Origin of the sequence: Photorhabdus hainanensis, assembly GCF_018448965.1 — a bacterium.
Lineage (GTDB): Bacteria > Pseudomonadota > Gammaproteobacteria > Enterobacterales > Enterobacteriaceae > Photorhabdus > Photorhabdus akhurstii.
This window is the reverse complement of sequence record NZ_RCWD01000033.1, coordinates 34,266-47,742: the sequence shown is the minus strand read 5'-3', so window position 1 is coordinate 47,742 and position 13,477 is coordinate 34,266. Positions and strand designations below refer to the sequence as shown.

Here is a 13,477-nt window from a genome sequence, read left to right as displayed (position 1 = left end):
ACTCAATAATGAATGATAAAGACCTTTCTACCTGGCAGACGTTTCGCCGACTATGGCCAATTATCTCTCCGTTTAGGATTGGGCTAGTAGTTGCTGCGGTTGCACTGATCCTTAATGCTGCCGGTGATACGTTAATGCTTTCATTGCTTAAGCCTTTACTTGATGAAGGTTTCGGCAAAGCAAGCAGTGATGTACTGAAATGGATGCCGCTGATTGTGATTGCTTTAATGATTATGCGGGGGCTATCCGGGTTTGTATCAAGTTATTGTATCTCTTGGGTCTCCGGTAAAGTGGTGATGCAGATGCGTCGCCATCTGTTCAGCCATATGATGGGGATGCCGGTATCATTTTTTGATCAGCAATCTACAGGGGCTCTGCTTTCCCGTATTACTTATGATTCTGAACAGGTGGCTTCCTCCTCTTCCAGCGCGCTGATTACCGTGGTCAGGGAAGGGGCATCTATTATCGGCCTGTTTGTTTTGATGTTTTACTATAGCTGGCAATTATCTCTGATCCTGATTGTGATTGCGCCGATCGTGTCATTAGTGATTCGCGTGGTATCGAAGCGATTTCGTGATATCAGTAAAAATATGCAGAACAGCATGGGGCAAGTCACTGCCAGTGCTGAGCAGATGTTGAAAGGACATAAAGAAGTGCTCATTTTCGGCGGGCAGAAAGTAGAGACTGAGCGCTTTAATAAAGTCAGTAACCATATGCGTCAACAAGGCATGAAGATGGTGACGGCTTCGTCAATTTCTGATCCAATTATTCAGCTTATTGCTTCATTTGCTTTGGCTTTTGTTCTCTATGCGGCAAGTTTTCCGGAGATTATGGACACACTGACTGCGGGTAAAATTACCGTGGTATTTTCATCAATGATTGCGCTGATGCGTCCGTTAAAATCTTTGACGAATGTTAATGCGCAGTTCCAGCGGGGCATGGCGGCCTGTCAGACTCTGTTTGCTATTCTGGATATGGAACAGGAAAAAGATGATGGCAAATTGGAGCTTAAAAAAGCGAAAGGCGATATTGAGTTCCGTAATGTAACTTTTTGCTACCCGACCAAGGAACTGCCGGCGCTACAAAACATTTCTATGCATATCCCGGCGGGTAAAATTGTCGCTTTAGTTGGGCGTTCCGGTTCGGGTAAATCCACAATAGCGAATTTGCTGACCCGTTTTTATGATGTCAATGAAGGTAGTATTCTGCTTGATGACCATGATTTACGGGAATATACGCTCTCTTCTTTGCGTGGACAGGTTGCTCTGGTATCGCAGAATGTGCATTTATTTAATGACACGGTAGCGAATAATATTGCTTATGCCAGTGAAAACCAATATAGCCGTGAAGAGATTGAGAGGGCGGCTGAGATGGCTTACGCAATGGATTTTATCAGGAAGTTGGATAATGGCCTGGATACCATGATCGGTGAAAATGGCGTATTGCTTTCTGGTGGTCAGCGTCAGCGTATTGCTATCGCGCGTGCCTTATTGCGTGATTCTCCGGTGCTGATTCTTGATGAGGCAACTTCGGCGTTGGATACGGAATCTGAACGGGCAATTCAGGCGGCATTAGATGAATTGCAGAAAAACAGAACCTCGCTGGTTATTGCACATCGTCTTTCAACCATTGAAAAAGCGGATGAAATTTTAGTGATTGAAGATGGGCATATTGTTGAACGAGGTAATCATCTCTCTCTGCTGGAGCAACAAAATGGTGTTTACTCACAACTACATCGGATGCAATTTGGGCAATGATTGAGCGCGTATGGTCAGGCCGCTCATGGCTTTATTTACTGTTATTACCTTTTTCAGCCCTTTACGGGCTGATAAGTGGCTTACGGTGGTTAAGTTATAAAACAGGCTTGAGCCAATCTTGGAAAGCGCCTGTGCCTGTTGTGGTCGTGGGTAATCTAACCGCTGGCGGTAATGGTAAAACGCCGGTGGTTATCTGGCTGGTGGAGCAGTTGCAGCAAAAAGGTTGCCGGGTTGGTGTTGTTTCCCGTGGTTATGGGGGGAAAGCAGAAAATTATCCTCTGTTGGTGACTGAAAATGTCACCACGGCTCAGGCCGGTGATGAGCCGGTATTAATTCATCGTCGAACAGCCGCGCCTGTGGCGGTTGCCCCAAGACGGGTTGAAGCAGTGAAAGCATTACTGGCGGATACGCCATTGGATATTATCGTCACTGATGATGGTTTACAGCACTATGCTTTGCAGCGAGATTTTGAAATTGCGGTTATTGATGGCGTGCGCCGTTTTGGCAATGGTTGGTGGCTTCCGGCTGGCCCAATGCGTGAGTTATCTGGGCGATTGAATCGAGTTAATGCCATTATTACCAACGGTGGTACGCCTCAGCCAGGCGAATTATCGATGACATTAGCTGGCGAATTGGCTGTGAATATGGTTAGCGGTGAAAAACGCGCAGTGAATCTGATACCTCACGCTGTTGCTATGGCTGGAATCGGGCATCCACCACGGTTTTTCGCGACCTTGCAACAGTTAGGCGCTGACCTGAGAAAGGAGTATGCATTTGCCGACCATCAACAGTACACACAAGATCAATTGTGTCATCTGGCCGATACCAACCAGAATTTACTGATGACAGAAAAAGATGCGGTTAAGTGTTTTAGTTTTGCTCAACCAAATTGGTGGTATTTACCGGTAGACGCTCGGTTCCCTCAGGAAAAGGGAGAGACAATGTTGAACAATATCTGTTCGTTATTGGAGATGAATAAAAATATTAAGTAAATTTTATGTTTTAATCAAAGCGGCCTTTGTGAGCCGGTAGTAAGCCGATGATAGTTAACAGGGAGACTCTCTTCTGCTCCCTACCAAAATGGTTCCCACCTTGCCAACAATTCGTACAATTTCAGTAATTTTTCAGATTTATTTGATTTTTCGCCATTGTTAACTGATATTAAAACTATCCATTAAGGATAAACGACTATTGTGTATTCTTGGTTCAGACATGTACGATTCTGGTAGGATATCCGCTCGTATCTGTTACTTAAACGATGCACTACTCGAATGAAATGTATTTCAAGGTCAAGGTATTGAAACTGAGATGAGGTTCTATTCGAAAATTGAATAAAGGGTAAAAAAACATCAAAAACAATAAATTAAATTATTGTGAGATGGACAAATGGGGGAGTTATTATGACATTACAATTAAAGATGGGTAGAGTGAAATGGTTTGATGAGCATAAAGGATATGGTTTTATTTCTCCACAGGATGGGGGACAAGACATATTCGTCAATAGAAAAGCGATTGCTAATACAAAAAACAAGTCACTTACAGAAGGGCAGGATGTAGAATTTTCAATTATTCGCAAAGGTTATGATTTAACCGCAGCAGATGTGATAGCATTCTGAAACTCTATCAAAATCAAGCTATTTTATTGCCATTCTTTAAATGGTAAAGAGGAAGCATTGAACCATATGCAAACAAAGGTAATCGTTTTTTTAAACGGACCTTTGGTAAAACCCGGAGGGTAGCGAAGTGAGTCACTTTTGACGACGACGCTTACTCTCCGGTTTTTGTTTATTATCTATGTTGATGATTTATTAGCAATTAGGGATTGTGCCAATAACGGCTACCAAGATGGTTTTGGGCTTTCACCAGCTTGCTTGATTTTTCAGAAGATAATGTTGGGAAAGGGATCGAAAGATTAAATAACAAGAGCTAACGATGATACCAAGCTTATGTTATTCTGGGTCGCATTAAATTGCACTAAATTAAAGCTCCATAATTGGAGGATGTATGGATCACCGTTTACTTGAAATTATTGCCTGTCCTGTATGTAACGGAAAACTCAGCTACGATAAAGAGAATTGTGAACTCATCTGTAAGTTGGATCGACTTGCGTTTCCTGTACGTGATGGTATTCCCGTCCTGTTAGATCACGAAGCTCGTGAATTACCTCTGGATGAGGAAAAATAAGGCATGTTCACCGTTATTATTCCAGCCCGCTTTGCTTCAACCCGTTTACCCGGTAAACCTTTAGCGGATATTCATGGTAAGCCGATGATTATTCGCGTCATGGAGCGGGCAAAGCGTTCAGGTGCTAAACGCGTCATTGTAGCAACAGATAATCATGATGTTGTTGATGCAGTTGTGGCTGCCGGTGGTGAGGTTTGCTTGACCAACGAAAATCACCATTCTGGTACTGAACGGTTAGCTGAGGTTATCGATAAATATCAATTTGCCGATGATGAAATTATCGTTAATGTTCAGGGTGATGAACCACTGATTCCCGAAGAGATTATTAAACAGGTTGCAGAAAATTTGGCGGGCTGTAAAGCGGGAATGGCAACGTTGGCCGTGCAGATTCATGATGCAGAGGAAGCTTTTAACCCTAATGCAGTGAAAGTCGTTATGGATAAGCAGGGTTATGCGCTCTATTTCTCTAGGGCAACTATTCCCTGGGAGCGTGACCGTTTTATACAATCACGGGAAACGATTGGGGATAATTTCCTGCGTCATATTGGTATTTATGCCTATCGCGCGGGTTTTATCCGTCGCTATGTGCAGTGGGAGCCAAGCCCGTTAGAGCAAATTGAAATGCTGGAACAACTGCGGGTACTTTGGTACGGCGAGAAAATTCATGTGGGAATTGCATTAAAAGCGCCGGCAGTGGGTGTTGATACCCCGGAAGATCTGATCGCAGTCAGAAAAATTTTTATTGAGACTGATTAGTAGTTTGAATTTATTTTTGGATTAACGAAAGCGCGTCATTTTATTGCTGTTTATTTCTATGTTGTTTATTTCTATATTGTTTCTATTGCGCTTTCGTTTCTCCATCATTTTGACTTCAAGAAGTAGCTTTAGGATTATTTCGGTTGAGAATGCTCTGATTTTTGTGGCTGTTCCAAATCTTTCGAAGGTTTAATGCGTTGCCAGAGGGTGCCTAAAGTTTCATACCATACCCGCTCTGAATGGGATAGAAAGTAAGCCGAGGGCAGATATTTTTCCCAAGGGCGTAATGGTGAAGTGATCGCTAATTGGTTAGCCGGGCCGGGAATGGGGTTTAACCCATGCTGTTGAAAGAAAGTTATCGCTCGCTGCATATGATTGGCGGAAGTCACTAAAATAAAGGGTTGTTTACCAATCAGTTTCTCAACCTCATTGGCTTCTTGCTCAGTATCCATTGGTTTTGTCAGTGCGATCGTATCTTCTGCGGGCACGCCGAGCGATTGTGCTACGATAGCGGCGACTTCCGCGCTGCTTTTAGTAGTCGTTCCTTTACCACCGGTAAAGACCATTTTAGAGCCGGGGTTCAGGCGATATAAGCGAATGCCTTCTGTTACTCGCGGCAAGCTGTTGTTAAGTAAGTTTGAACTGGGCGCCCAATTTGGGTTATAAGTGAAGCCGCCACCAAGAACGACGATATAATCAACCGGTGGATTGATCTGATTGGGATCAGATGTGGCGCTTTTAGCATAAACCGATTCCAGTGGTAACAGCAGCTTATCGGCAACAGGTTGTAAACTTAGCAAAAGTAGCGTGAGCCAACTGAGTGTCAGAATCGTTTTACCTGTTTTTTGCCAACGGGTAAACCACAGCAGTAATAAAGCAGCAAGTGAAATTAGCAATATTAATGGCAGAGGCATTACCATTGCACCCAAGTACTTTTTAAATAGAAATTGCATTTATTTGCCTTAATTTGGTTGAATTATAGCCATGTGGTTCACAGTTTGTCGTCAAAAGTGGTTATATCAACGAATGCTGTGCGAAAATAGCAGTTAGCGTAATGAAATCTCAACAGATAAATCAAATCTATTCCATTAGTGAGGCAGTTTTTCATGCGGGATCGCAATTTCGATGATATTGCAGACAAATTCTCTCGTAATATTTACGGCACAACCAAAGGTAAAATCAGGCAAGCCGTTGTCTGGCAGGATATCAGCGAATTACTGGTTCAATTACCTCAACGTCCACTGCGTATTTTAGATGCGGGGGGTGGTGAGGGAAATATGGCATGTCAATTAGCTGCATTGGGTCATCAAGTGATATTGTGTGATTTATCAGAAGAGATGATCCAGCGGGCAAGGCTGGCCGCGGAAGATAAAGGGGTCAGCCAAAATATGCAATTTATACAAAGCCCGGTACAGGAAATTAGCCAATATATAGAGCAGCCAGTAGATTTGGTATTATTTCATGCAGTGCTGGAATGGATTACTGATCAGAAATATGTAATAGAAGTACTAATGAATATCATTAATCCGGGTGGCGCTCTATCTTTAATGTTTTACAATGCCAATGGTTTGGTGATGCGTAATGCTATTTTAGGTAATTTTCATTTGGCGACGCCCAATATACAACGTCGCAGAAAACGTTCATTATCGCCTCAGAATCCATTGGCGCCTGAACAGGTCTATCAATGGCTTGATGAATTAAATATGACGATTACCGGCAAAACCGGTGTTCGTGTTTTTCACGACTATTTGCAAAATCGCCAATTACAGAGCGAAAACTTTCCGGCGTTGCTGGAATTGGAACAGCGTTATTGCCGACAGGAGCCTTATATCAGCTTGGGGCGCTACATTCATGTCATGGCACGCAAGCCAGCTTTAACAGTTTAAAGGACAAATTATGAGTGAATATTCCCAGACTGTCCCGGAACTGGTGTCTTGGGCCAGGAAAAACGATTTTTCCATCTCCCTGCCCGCAGAAAGGTTGGCTTTTCTGATGGCCATTGCGGTGTTGAACAGCGAGCGTCTGGATGGCGAGATGAGCGAAGGGGAGCTGGTTGATGCCTTTCGTGAAGTTTGCAAAGGATTTGAGCAGACCACAGAATCTATCGCTGTGCGGGCCAACAATGCCATCAATGATATGGTGCGTCAGAAAATTCTTAACCGTTTTACCAGTGAATTGGCCGAGAGCAATGCAATTTATCGCTTAACCCCGCTTGGGATGGGTATCAGTGACTACTACATTCGTCAGCGGGAATTTTCTACCTTACGTCTTTCGATGCAACTTTCGGTGGTGGCGAGTGAGTTGCACCGGGCTGCGGAAGCGGCGGAAGAAAGGGGAGATGAATTTCACTGGCACCGTAATGTTTTTGCGCCGCTGAAATATTCTGTCGCTGAAATATTCGACAGCATCGACATGTCTCAGCGCGTAATGGACGAGCAGCAAAGCTCGGTTAAAGAAGATATTGCGGCGTTGCTGAATCAAGATTGGCAGGCAGCGATTGCCAACTGTGAGCAACTGTTATCCGAAACATCAGGTACGTTGCGGGAACTCCAGGACACACTAGAAGCGGCCGGAGATAAACTACAGGCTAATTTGTTGCGTATTCAGGAAGCCAACATGGATAGCGGCGGCTCAGAACTGGTTGATAAACTGGTATTTGATCTGCAAAGCAAATTGGACCGTATTATCAGTTGGGGTCAGCAGGCGATTGATTTATGGATTGGCTATGATCGTCACGTTCACAAATTTATCCGTACTGCGATTGATATGGATAAAAACCGGATTTTCTCTCAGCGCTTACGTCAATCAGTTCAACATTACTTTGATAACCCGTGGACCCTCACTATTGCTAACGCTGAACGTTTGCTCGATATGCGGGATGAAGAATTGACGTTACGCAATGAAGAGGTGACGGGTGAACTGCCATTAGCGCTGGAATATGAAGAATTCAGTGAAATAAACGAACAACTGGCAGAAATGATTGAAAAAGCGCTGTTGATATATCGACAGGAGCAGCGCCCACTGGATTTAGGTGCGGTGTTAAGGGATTACCTTGCTCAACATCCGCTCTCTCGTCACTTTGATGTGGCGCGTATTTTGGTGGATCAGGCTGTACGATTGGGTGTGGCAGAAGCGGATTTCTCTGGGTTGCCAGCGGAATGGTTAGCGATTAATGATTACGGAGCCAAGGTACAGGCACATGTCATCGACACATATTGAACAATTTATGCCGGTTAAACTGGCACAGGCGTTAGCCAATTCACTTTTCCCGGAACTGGATAGCCAACTTCGTGCGGGTCGTCATATCGGGATAGATGATCTTGATAACCATGCTTATCTGATGGATTTTCAGGAGCAATTGGAGGAATTTTACGCCCGCTATAATGTGGAGTTGATCCGTGCGCCGGAAGGTTTCTTCTATCTGCGTCCCCGTTCAACGACCTTGATCCCGCGCTCGGTATTATCAGAGCTGGATATGATGGTGGGAAAAATCCTCTGTTATCTCTATCTCAGCCCGGAACGCCTGGCTAATCAGGGGATTTTTACGGCTCAAGAGTTGTACGAAGAGCTGATCTCACTGGCCGATGAAGGCAAGTTGATGAAGTTTGTCAACCAGCGTTCTTCCGGTTCCGATTTAGATAAACAGAAATTGCAGGAAAAAGTGCGCACGACACTAAACCGTCTGCGTCGTCTGGGTATGGTCTATATCCTACCAAATGACAGTAATAAATTTACCATTACTGAGGCGGTATTCCGTTTTGGTGCGGATGTACGCAGTGGCGACGATCCTCGTGAAGTCCAACTGAGGATGATCCGTGACGGTGAAGCAATGCCGGTTGAAAGCGGCTTGTCGCTTGATAATAGTGAAAATGATGAAACACCGGATAACTCAGCAGAAGATGCGGGAGATGAACAACCATGATTGAACGCGGTAAATTTCGTTCACTGACGCTGGTTAACTGGAATGGTTTTTTTGCCAGAACATTTGATCTTGATGAATTAGTAACCACTTTGTCAGGGGGGAATGGGGCGGGTAAATCCACCACGATGGCGGCTTTTGTCACCGCGCTGATCCCTGATTTGACCTTGTTGCATTTCCGTAACACCACCGAAGCCGGCGCCACTTCCGGTTCTCGCGATAAAGGTTTGCACGGTAAGCTGCGTGCGGGGGTCTGTTACTCAACGCTGGATGTGATTAACTCTCGGCATCAGCGAGTCATTGTTGGGGTGAGGTTGCAACAGGTTGCGGGGCGTGACCGTAAAGTCGATATCAAAGCTTTTATGATCCAAGGCTTGCCAACCGCGATCCAGCCGACTCAATTACTGACGGAAAATGTCGGTGAAAGACAGGCGCGTGTATTGCCGCTCAATGAACTGAAAGATCGTCTTGATGAGATGGAAGGCGTGCAGTTCAAACAATTTAACTCCATTACCGATTATCATGCGCTGATGTTTGATTTGGGTGTGATACCTAAACGCCTGCGTTCAGCGAGTGATCGCAGTAAATTCTATCGTCTGATCGAAGCTTCTCTGTACGGAGGTATCTCCAGCGCCATTACCCGTTCCCTGCGCGATTATTTGCTGCCGGAAAACAGCGGTGTTCGCAAGGCATTTCAGGATATGGAAGCGGCGCTGCGTGAAAACCGTATAACACTGGAAGCTATCCGGGTAACTCAATCTGATCGCGATCTGTTCAAGCACTTGATCACCGAAGCAACTTCTTACGTTTCTGCTGATTATATGCGCCATGCCAATGAGCGGCGTACCTATCTGGATCAAGCATTGGCATTGCGTGGAGAACTGTTTGGCAGCTATAGGCAACTGGCAACCGAGCAGTATCGTCATGTAGAGATAGCGCGAGAGCTGACTGAGCAGAATGGCGCCTCTGACGATTTAGAAACGGATTATCAGGCCGCTAGTGACCACCTGAATCTGGTGCAAACCGCCATGCGTCAGCAGGAAAAAATTGATCGTTATCAGGGGGATCTGGAAGAACTTTCCTACCGTTTGGAAGAACAGACAGAGGTTGTTGAAGAAGCGGGAGAGCTACAGGCTGAATATGAAGCCAGAGCAGAAGCGGCAGAACAAGAAGTCGATGAGCTGAAAAGCCAGTTGGCGGATTACCAGCAGGCGCTGGATGTTCAGCAAACCCGCGCAATTCAGTATCAACAAGCGCTACAAGCGCTAGAACGTGCTCGTGAACTTTGCCGGTTACCGGATCTTTCCGCCGATAATGCAGAAAAATGGCTGGAAACTTTTCAGGCTAAAGAGCAGCAGGCGACAGAAGCCCTGTTGGTGTTGGAACAGAAATTAAGTGTTGCAGATGCGGCTCATAATCAGTTCGAACAGGCGTATCAATTAGTCAAAAGTATGGTTGGCGAAATCAGCCGCAGTGAAGCGTGGCAGAGTGCTCGTGAATTACTGCGTGATTGGCCGTCACAGCAACATCTGGCGGATCAGGTGCAGCCATTGCGAATGCGATTGTCTGAACTGGAGCAGCGTCTAAACAACCAACAAAATGCAGAGCGTTTACTAAACGAATTTTGCAAACGTCAGGGGCGGCAATATCAGGCCGAAGATCTGGAAGGGTTACAGGATGAACTTGAAGCCCGTCAGGAAGCACTGAGCCTAAACGTTAATGAAAGTGGTGAGCGCCGTATGGAGATGCGTCAGGCGCTTGAACAACTGAAACAGAAAATTCAGTCACTGACTGCCCGCGCTCCGGTCTGGCTGGCTGCGCAGGATACCCTGCATCAGCTATGTGAACAGAGCGGTGAAACACTGGCGAGCAGTAATGACGTGACGGAATATATGCAGCAGTTGCTTGAACGCGAGCGTGAAGCGACGGTAGAACGTGATGAAGTTGCGGCGCAAAAACGTGATCTGGAACAGCAGATTGAACGTCTCAGCCAACCAAGCGGTGCGGAAGATAGCCGGATGATTGCGCTGGCGGAACGTTTCGGCGGGGTTTTGCTGTCAGAGATTTATGACGATATCACCATTGATGATGCGCCGTACTTCTCCGCCCTGTATGGACCTGCGCGACATGGCATTGTGGTGCCCGATCTTTCCTTGGTGCGTCCACATCTTGAAACGCTGGAAGATTGCCCGGAAGATCTCTATTTAATTGAAGGTGATCCGCAATCCTTTGATGACAGCGTATTTAATGCCGAAGAGCAGACTAATGCGGTACTGGTCAAATCTTCCGACCGTCAATGGCGTTATTCTCGTTATCCTGAATTGCCGCTATTTGGTCGCGCCGCTAGAGAAAATCGTTTAGAAGCCTTGAATCTGGAGCGCGACACTTTGGCGGAACGTTACGCCACGCTCTCTTTTGATGTGCAGAAAATCCAGCGTGCGCATCAGTCATTCAGTCAGTTTGTGGGTAAACACCTCTCTGTTGCATTTGATACCGATCCGGAAGCGGAAATCCGCGAACTGAGGCAGAGTCACACGGAACTGGAGCGTGAATTATCCCGATTTGAAGAGCAGACTCAACAGCAGCGCCAGCAATATACTCAGGCGAAAGAGAGCCTGACGGCATTAAATCGCCTGATCCCTCAAGTGACTCTGTTGTTGGATGAAACTTTAATTGATCGCGTAGAAGAAGTGCGCGAAGAGTTGGACGAAGCGCAGGAAGCGGCTCGTTTCCTGCAACAACACGGTTCGGCACTGGCGAAGTTGGAGCCGATGGTTGCGGTTTTGCAAAGCGATCCACAGCAGCATGAGCAGTTGCAACAGGACTATGAAACCGCTAAACAGAGCCAGCATCAGGCTAAACAACGGGCTTTCGCGCTGGTGGAAGTGGTACAGCGTCGTGCGCATTTTAGCTACAGTGATTCTGCCGGTATGCTCAACGAAAATGCGGATCTGAATGACAAACTGCGTCAGCGTCTGGAACATGCAGAATCGGACCGCAGCCGCGCTCGCGAACAACTACGTCAACAGCAAGCGCAATATTCCCAATTTAACCAAGTGCTGGCATCTCTGAAAAGTTCTTACGAAACCAAACAGGATATGCTGAAAGAGCTGCATCAGGAGATGAAAGAGATCGGTGTTCAGGCGGATGCGAATGCGGAAATGCGTGCTCGCGAGCGCCGTGATCGACTCCATGAAGCGCTCAGTACTAACCGTTCCAGAGTCAACCAGCTTGAGAAGCAGATCGCTTTTTGCGAAGCGGAAATGGAAAGTTTGCAGAAAAAACTGCGGAAACTGGAACGCGATTACCATCAAATCCGTGAACAGGTGGTTTCTGCCAAAGCGGGCTGGTGCGCGGTAATGCGCATGGTGAAAGATAACGGCGTTGAACGTCGCTTGCATCGTCGTGAACTGGCATATATGGAGGGCGGCGCGTTACGTTCCATGTCGGATAAGGCATTGGGGGCGTTACGTCTGGCAGTGGCGGATAACGAACATCTACGTGATGCGCTGCGTTTATCCGAAGATCCGAAACGGCCTGAACGTAAAATTCAGTTCTTTATTGCCGTTTATCAGCATCTGCGTGAACGTATTCGCCAAGATATTATCCGCACTGACGATCCGGTTGACGCCATTGAACAGATGGAAATCGAGCTGGCTCGTTTGACGGAAGAGCTGACTGCCCGTGAACAGAAATTAGCGATTAGCTCGAAAAGTGTGGCGAATATTATCCGCAAAACCATTCAGCGCGAGCAAAACCGTATCCGCATGCTAAATCAGGGATTACAAGCGGTCTCCTTCGGACAAGTCCGTGGTGTGCGGTTGAATGTAAACGTGCGTGAAAGCCACGCGATATTGCTGGATGTGTTGTCTGAACAGCAGGAACAACATCAGGATCTATTTAATAGCCAGCGATTGACCTTCTCGGAGGCAATGGCAAAACTTTATCAGCGCTTGAATCCGCAAGTGGATATGGGGCAGCGCTTGCCGCAAACCATAGGTGAAGAGTTGTTGGATTATCGCAACTATCTGGAACTGGATGTTGAAGTTAACCGTGGATCGGATGGCTGGCTGAAAGCAGAGAGTGGGGCGCTGTCTACCGGTGAAGCGATCGGTACCGGCATGTCTATTCTGGTGATGGTGGTGCAGAGTTGGGAAGAAGAGTCCCGCCGTTTGCGTGGTAAAGATATTTCCCCTTGCCGGTTGTTATTCCTTGATGAGGCGGCGCGTCTGGATGCTAAATCTATCGCTACTTTGTTTGAATTATGTGAGCGCCTGCAAATGCAGTTGATTATCGCCGCCCCGGAAAATATCAGCCCTGAAAAAGGGACCACTTATAAACTGGTGCGTAAAGTGTTTAAAAACCACGAACATGTGCATGTGGTTGGGCTGCGAGGATTTGGACAGGATGTCCCGGCAACTCAATTAATTTCAGATGCTACTGCTTAATTAAATGGATGACTTGCAATAGTCATAAAAATAAAGAGAGTGCGCCACGGATGGCGCAAATAGTTATTTGGCTTGATGTTGTACCCAATGTTTGGGTGTGATTTATACTATATTGAAAAGGTCATATTATGCGGAAGACAACATATAGTGTTGCAAAGGGAAATCTTGCTTCGATTATGGATCAAGCTGTTAAGGATTGCACACCAACATTGATCACCAGACAAAATGGTGGAGATTGTGTTATTATTTCGAGTGCGGAATATGCAAGCCTTGAAGAGACTGCCTATCTGCTACGTTCACCGGCTAATGTTAAACATTTGCTCAAATCATTAGAGCAGGTGAGTAATGGAAATTTACAAGAAAGACAGTCACCAAAGAATCATAAACAAGATCTTTAGCTGCAACCTGTTATT

At 46.0% G+C, this 13,477-nt stretch carries 11 protein-coding genes; 10 read left to right on the top strand and 1 reads right to left on the bottom strand.

The genetic code is table 11. The annotated features are described in order from the left end of the window. Positions 1-5 precede the first annotated feature (5 nt). The 5 genes from msbA to kdsB all read left to right on the top strand — a co-directional run bounded on the left by msbA (position 6) and on the right by kdsB (position 4,697). Positions 6-1,757, top strand: coding sequence for a lipid A ABC transporter ATP-binding protein/permease MsbA (gene msbA / locus EAE92_RS18045; protein ID WP_214069098.1), 1,752 nt, complete (start codon positions 6-8; stop codon positions 1,755-1,757). Then, positions 1,754-2,749 carry a tetraacyldisaccharide 4'-kinase gene (gene lpxK / locus EAE92_RS18040; protein WP_214069084.1) on the top strand — a complete coding sequence of 332 codons (996 nt, stop codon included), beginning with the start codon at positions 1,754-1,756 and terminating at the stop codon, positions 2,747-2,749. The genes msbA and lpxK overlap by 4 nt, the downstream gene beginning before the upstream one ends. Positions 2,750-3,157: 408 nt before the next feature. After that, entirely contained in the window at positions 3,158-3,373 is a 216-nt protein-coding gene (locus EAE92_RS18035) for a cold-shock protein (protein WP_036781154.1), read from the top strand. Positions 3,374-3,761: 388 nt separating this feature from the next. Continuing rightward, the gene (locus tag EAE92_RS18030; RefSeq protein WP_046396097.1) at positions 3,762-3,941 is read left to right on the top strand and encodes a Trm112 family protein; all 180 of its coding nucleotides are present in this window, start codon (positions 3,762-3,764) and stop codon (positions 3,939-3,941) included. Between the two features lie 3 nt (positions 3,942-3,944). Further along, positions 3,945-4,697, top strand: coding sequence for a 3-deoxy-manno-octulosonate cytidylyltransferase (kdsB, locus tag EAE92_RS18025; RefSeq protein ID WP_214069083.1), 753 nt, complete (start codon positions 3,945-3,947; stop codon positions 4,695-4,697). A gap of 134 nt (positions 4,698-4,831) precedes the next feature. Here the strand turns inward: kdsB and elyC are convergent, their stop codons facing one another. Next, complete coding sequence (gene elyC, locus EAE92_RS18020; RefSeq protein WP_214069082.1) at positions 4,832-5,650, bottom strand: envelope biogenesis factor ElyC; 819 nt, start codon at positions 5,648-5,650, stop codon at positions 4,832-4,834. Positions 5,651-5,803: 153 nt separating this feature from the next. Here elyC and cmoM point away from each other — a divergent pair, with 153 nt between their 5' ends. The 5 genes from cmoM to EAE92_RS17995 all read left to right on the top strand — a co-directional run bounded on the left by cmoM (position 5,804) and on the right by EAE92_RS17995 (position 13,462). Further along, positions 5,804-6,583, top strand: coding sequence for a tRNA uridine 5-oxyacetic acid(34) methyltransferase CmoM (gene cmoM / locus EAE92_RS18015; protein WP_214069081.1), 780 nt, complete (start codon positions 5,804-5,806; stop codon positions 6,581-6,583). Positions 6,584-6,593: 10 nt separating this feature from the next. Next, a complete protein-coding gene (gene mukF / locus EAE92_RS18010) occupies positions 6,594-7,916 on the top strand; it encodes a chromosome partition protein MukF (RefSeq protein ID WP_214069080.1) in 1,323 nt (440 codons plus the stop codon). Beyond that, complete coding sequence (gene mukE / locus EAE92_RS18005; protein WP_214069079.1) at positions 7,897-8,619, top strand: chromosome partition protein MukE; 723 nt, start codon at positions 7,897-7,899, stop codon at positions 8,617-8,619. The genes mukF and mukE overlap by 20 nt, the downstream gene beginning before the upstream one ends. Further along, positions 8,616-13,064: a chromosome partition protein MukB gene (gene mukB / locus EAE92_RS18000; RefSeq protein WP_214069078.1), complete on the top strand. Its 4,449-nt coding sequence runs from the start codon at positions 8,616-8,618 to the stop codon at positions 13,062-13,064. The genes mukE and mukB overlap by 4 nt, the downstream gene beginning before the upstream one ends. A gap of 128 nt (positions 13,065-13,192) precedes the next feature. Beyond that, a complete protein-coding gene (locus EAE92_RS17995; protein ID WP_214069077.1) occupies positions 13,193-13,462 on the top strand; it encodes a type II toxin-antitoxin system prevent-host-death family antitoxin in 270 nt (89 codons plus the stop codon). Positions 13,463-13,477: the final 15 nt, after the last annotated feature.

Bases quoted from the DNA above. Each gene is read 5' to 3' on its own strand.
- cmoM (WP_214069081.1), top strand. From the start codon at position 5,804: ATGCGGGATCGCAATTTCGATGATATTGCAGACAAATTCTCTCGTAAT.
- kdsB (WP_214069083.1), top strand. From the start codon at position 3,945: ATGTTCACCGTTATTATTCCAGCCCGCTTTGCTTCAACCCGTTTACCC.
- EAE92_RS18030 (WP_046396097.1), top strand. From the start codon at position 3,762: ATGGATCACCGTTTACTTGAAATTATTGCCTGTCCTGTATGTAACGGA.
- elyC (WP_214069082.1), bottom strand. From the start codon at position 5,650: ATGCAATTTCTATTTAAAAAGTACTTGGGTGCAATGGTAATGCCTCTG.
- mukF (WP_214069080.1), top strand. From the start codon at position 6,594: ATGAGTGAATATTCCCAGACTGTCCCGGAACTGGTGTCTTGGGCCAGG.
- lpxK (WP_214069084.1), top strand. From the start codon at position 1,754: ATGATTGAGCGCGTATGGTCAGGCCGCTCATGGCTTTATTTACTGTTA.
- mukB (WP_214069078.1), top strand. From the start codon at position 8,616: ATGATTGAACGCGGTAAATTTCGTTCACTGACGCTGGTTAACTGGAAT.
- mukE (WP_214069079.1), top strand. From the start codon at position 7,897: ATGTCATCGACACATATTGAACAATTTATGCCGGTTAAACTGGCACAG.
- EAE92_RS18035 (WP_036781154.1), top strand. From the start codon at position 3,158: ATGACATTACAATTAAAGATGGGTAGAGTGAAATGGTTTGATGAGCAT.
- EAE92_RS17995 (WP_214069077.1), top strand. From the start codon at position 13,193: ATGCGGAAGACAACATATAGTGTTGCAAAGGGAAATCTTGCTTCGATT.